Annotated in this window: 2 protein-coding genes; both read right to left on the bottom strand. The window is 65.4% G+C overall.

The window, feature by feature from the left end; translation table 11 throughout:
* Nucleotides 1-96: 96 nt before the first annotated feature.
* On the bottom strand, nucleotides 97-1,011 hold the full coding sequence (locus tag A7A76_RS04710; protein ID WP_206410109.1) for an outer membrane lipoprotein-sorting protein: 915 nt from the start codon (nucleotides 1,009-1,011) through the stop codon (nucleotides 97-99).
* A gap of 72 nt (nucleotides 1,012-1,083) precedes the next feature.
* The gene (locus A7A76_RS04705; protein ID WP_206410108.1) at nucleotides 1,084-3,699 is read right to left on the bottom strand and encodes an MMPL family transporter; all 2,616 of its coding nucleotides are present in this window, start codon (nucleotides 3,697-3,699) and stop codon (nucleotides 1,084-1,086) included.
* Nucleotides 3,700-3,891: the final 192 nt, after the last annotated feature.

The following is a 3,891-nucleotide window of genomic DNA, read 5'->3' as shown; positions in this document are numbered from 1 at the left end:
CGCCAGCGGCGCGCTCAGGCTGGCGCCGACCAGCAGCGGCAGCAGCGCGCGCAGCGCCGGCCGCGCAGTACGGCGATGGGAAGGAGAACGGCGCACTCACTCCCTCCAGAAGCTGCGGAACTTGGCCAGATAGCGCTCGCGATAAGCGTGATCGGTCAGCGTGCGCTGTGTCAGGTAATCGTCATCCACGTCCAGGCCGATGGCGATGGCCAGACGGTCCATTACCGTGACCCGGCGCGTGGTCATGTTGTCCATGGTCACCTGGCGCGGCATCCAGTTCTCGTTGACCAGCTGCAGGTTCTTGATCGTGCGGCGCTTGAACAAGGTGCCGTCGTGGTCGTAAAACTCGCCCTTGAGCAGGATGAAGCGCTTCTTGTCGACCCAGAACACCATCCGCCCGTAGTTGGTGGTGTCGCGGCGCTGCGCGGTCGGGGTCCACTCCAGCACATAGGCCGGGCTTTCCACGTAGCCCTTGCCGACTTCCAGCACCTTGACCTTTTCCTCGCCGAGGATCTTGTAGCTGTAGTCGTCGATGCGCGGGTCTTCCAGGTCTTCGATGTAGAACTCCGAGCCGAAGTAGCTGCCGCTGTCCTTGCTGTCCTTGATCGAGACCACGCGCTTGACCTTGTTCAGCGCCGGCAGGTACAGCCAGTTGTCGTTGACCTTGTTCTTGTCCCAGTACTGATAGCCGAGCATGCCGATGCCGCGGTCGGTCACCGGCTCGCTGAGGATGCTGATCGAACGGATGTCGCGGCCGTAGGATTTGACCACATTCTCCACCGCCTTCTCGCGCGGCTTCTCGGCGCAGCGCATCTGGCCCTGCTCGATCTTGTAGCGGCAGGTGCTGAGCTTGAACTTGACCGACAGCGTGGTATGGGCGCGGCGCAGTTCCTCGTCGAACTTCTCGGCGACCTGGCGCGGGGTCAGCGCCTGTTGGGCGAAAGCGATGGGCGCGGACAACAGCGCGCAGGCGGACAGCGACAACACGGCGAAGCTACGCAACAGGGTCATGGGAATCTCGTCGTGACGAAGGGAAAGAGGAACCGCCGCGCCGCGCGGGCGCGGCGGCGGATCGCGCAGCGCTCAGTGCGCCGCCTCGGTGGCGGCATCGCCGGCCACCGCCGGCGCGGCGCCGCGCTTTTCGAACTTGAGGCCAAAGATCAGCACCAGCGCCGGCAGGAACAGCAGCTCGCAGACCAGGCCGACCAGCACCGCCAGCGAGCCGTAGATGCCGACGTTGGCGTTGCCGACGCTGGAGGAGAACGACAGCACGCTCAGGCCCAGGGCCAGGATCAGCGAGGTGAAGGTCACCGCCTGCCCGGCTTCCTCGATGGTCTGGATCAGCGCCCGGCGGATGTCGCCGTCACGCGAGACCTCGTGCTTGTAATGACTGAGGAAGTGGATGGTGTCGTCGACCGCGATGCCGAGCACGATCGGCGCGATCAGCACGGTGGTGAAGTCCAGCGGCACGTCCAGCAGGCCCATCAGGCCGAAGGTCAGGGTCACCGGCACCGCGTTGGACACCACCGAGACCAGGCCGGCCTTGAGCGAGCCGAAGATCAGCAGCAGGATCACGCTGACGGTGAGGATCGCGGTGCCGAACTCGTTCAGCGAGGTCCACGACAGGTAGTCGGCGCCCTGCATCATCAGGGTGAACAATCCGGTCACCGAGGCCTTGGTGTCGGGATAGACGCGCTTGATGTCGGCGGTGGCCAGGTCGATGTCGTGCTGGATGTCCTTGAAGATCTGGGTGTATTCGTAGGAACCGCCGTTGCGCAGATAGACGGTGATGTGCGACTCGCTGTAGTCGTCCGAGACCATCTTGCGGCGCTGGTCCGGATTGGAGTTGTCGAACAGGAACAAGGTGTTGGCCAGCGCCTCGCGGGTGTCGGGCACCGCGTACATCTCCGGCCGGTCCTCGTTGAGGGTCTGGTAGGACTTCTTGGTCACGTCCACCAGCGACAGCGTGCGCACCACGTACTTGGGGTACTTGCGCTCGATGGTGCGTTGCAGCTCGTCGATGCGCTTTTGCACGAACGGATCGTGCAAGGCGTATTCCTGGCCGAGGTCGAGATAGATCTCCAGGGTCTGCGAACCCATCATGTTGGCGTCGGCGACGTCGATGTTCTCGCGGATCTGCGCACGCTTGGGGAACTGCGCCTTGACGTCGGTGTCGACCCGCACCTGGGTCATGCCGTACAGGCAGACCACGATCGCCGCGGTGAACAGGCCGGTGATCAGGTACTTGTACTTGTCGACGAAGGGGAACACGCCCTTGAGCATCCTCTGCACGAAGCCGGCGACGTTCGGCACCAGCTTGCCGACCGCGGCCGACAGCTTGCCGCGCAGGCCAGCCACCGGCTGGGCCCGGCGCGGCACCCACCACAGATCGAGCATCAGCGGCAGCACGTAGATGCTGAACAAGAACGCCAGGCCGATGCCGACGGCGGTGGCGATGCCGAACACCTGGATCGGCACGATCGGGGTGAACACCACCGACAGCATCGCCACCATGCTGGTGACCGCGGTCAGGAAGCAGGCGTTGGCCGAGGAATGGAACGAGGCGCGCACCGCCTCCTTGTGCTCCAGCCCCTTGTTTCTGAAGTACTCGTAGCCCGAGAGGATGTGGATCGAGTCGGCGATGCCGATCACCAGGATCATCACCACGGTCAGGATCAGGAACGCGGTGAAGGTCACCCCGAGCCAGCTGGCGAAGCCGATCGTCCACACCGCGCTGAGGATCACCACCAGCGACGGCCACAGCACGCCGCTGAAGGAGCGGAACAGGAACCACAGCACCGCGACCATGATCACCAGCATGGCCAGGTACAAGGTGCCCATCTCCTGCAGCACCTGCATGTTGTATTCGGTCGAGGCCGGGTTGCCGACCGGGTAGTAGTCGAAGCGCGAGGCGAATTCGGGCTTGTTGAGGCTCAGCTTGACCTCGTTGATGAAGCCCAGGTAGTCGCCCAGGTCGGTCGGCTTGAAGCGCACGCGCTCCTCCACCGCCTTGCCGTCGAAGCTCATGCTGAGGTTGTCGACGCCGGTTTCGGCGCCGGCCTCGGCGGTCGCGCCGGCCGCGCCGGTCTGCGCGGCCTTGGCGGTGCGCGCTTCGAAGTCGACCGGGATCGCGCCGAAGTTGGTCTCGACCAGGATGCCGCCGTACTTGTGGTCCCTGGAGAAGTACTGCAGCGGCAGCGAGCGCTGTTGCAGCGCGGTGCTCGCCACTTCCGCCAGTTCTTCCGGCGAGCTGGGCACCTGCGCGCCGACCAGGTTGCGGCTGACCAGGGCGTCCTGTTCGACCTTCAGCACCGGCGCGTTGGCCAGCGTGGTGATCTTGACGATGCGCTTGAGCGGCGAGCCGTCGGGCGCGTCGAGCGAGCGCTGCAGCAGGTCTTCGCGCAGCTTGCGCACCGCGCTCAGCGAATCGTGCGAGAACACGTCGCCGTCCTTGGGCTTGTAGACGATATAGAGGTGGTCGTCGCTGCCGAAGCGCGAGCGGAAGCCGTCCATGGCCACGATGGTCGGGTCGTTGTCGGCGAACCAGCCTTCGATGGTCATGTCGAAGCGGACCCGTCCCAGGCCGGCGATGGCGAAGGCGGTGGCGGCGATCACCGTCAGCCACACCAGCCATTTGTACTTGCGGACGTGGTCCGGGACGTTTTCGAAGTAATGCATCAGCGAATGGGCAGCGCTCACTGGCGTCTCCAAAGCGGCGGTGCGGACGGCCCGGGCTGCGGGCCGGCGGAAGGACGGCGCGCTCGGCGCCAGGCGGGAATGCGGTGCAACGTGTTCGTGTTCGGGTGCTTCAGTCGGCTTCGGCGGCGAGCGCGTCGTCGCCGCGCTGGCGGCGCTTGGCCGCGCCGCCGGAGCGCGCGGCCACCGCGCGTC

The organism is Lysobacter enzymogenes (assembly GCF_017168095.1).
In the GTDB taxonomy this organism is placed as follows: Bacteria; Pseudomonadota; Gammaproteobacteria; order Xanthomonadales; family Xanthomonadaceae; genus Lysobacter; species Lysobacter enzymogenes_D.
The sequence above is the reverse complement of the archived record's forward strand: the minus strand, read 5'-3'. Positions and strand labels throughout refer to the sequence as shown.

Bases quoted from the DNA above. Each gene is read 5' to 3' on its own strand.
- A7A76_RS04710 (WP_206410109.1), bottom strand. From the start codon at position 1,011: ATGACCCTGTTGCGTAGCTTCGCCGTGTTGTCGCTGTCCGCCTGCGCG.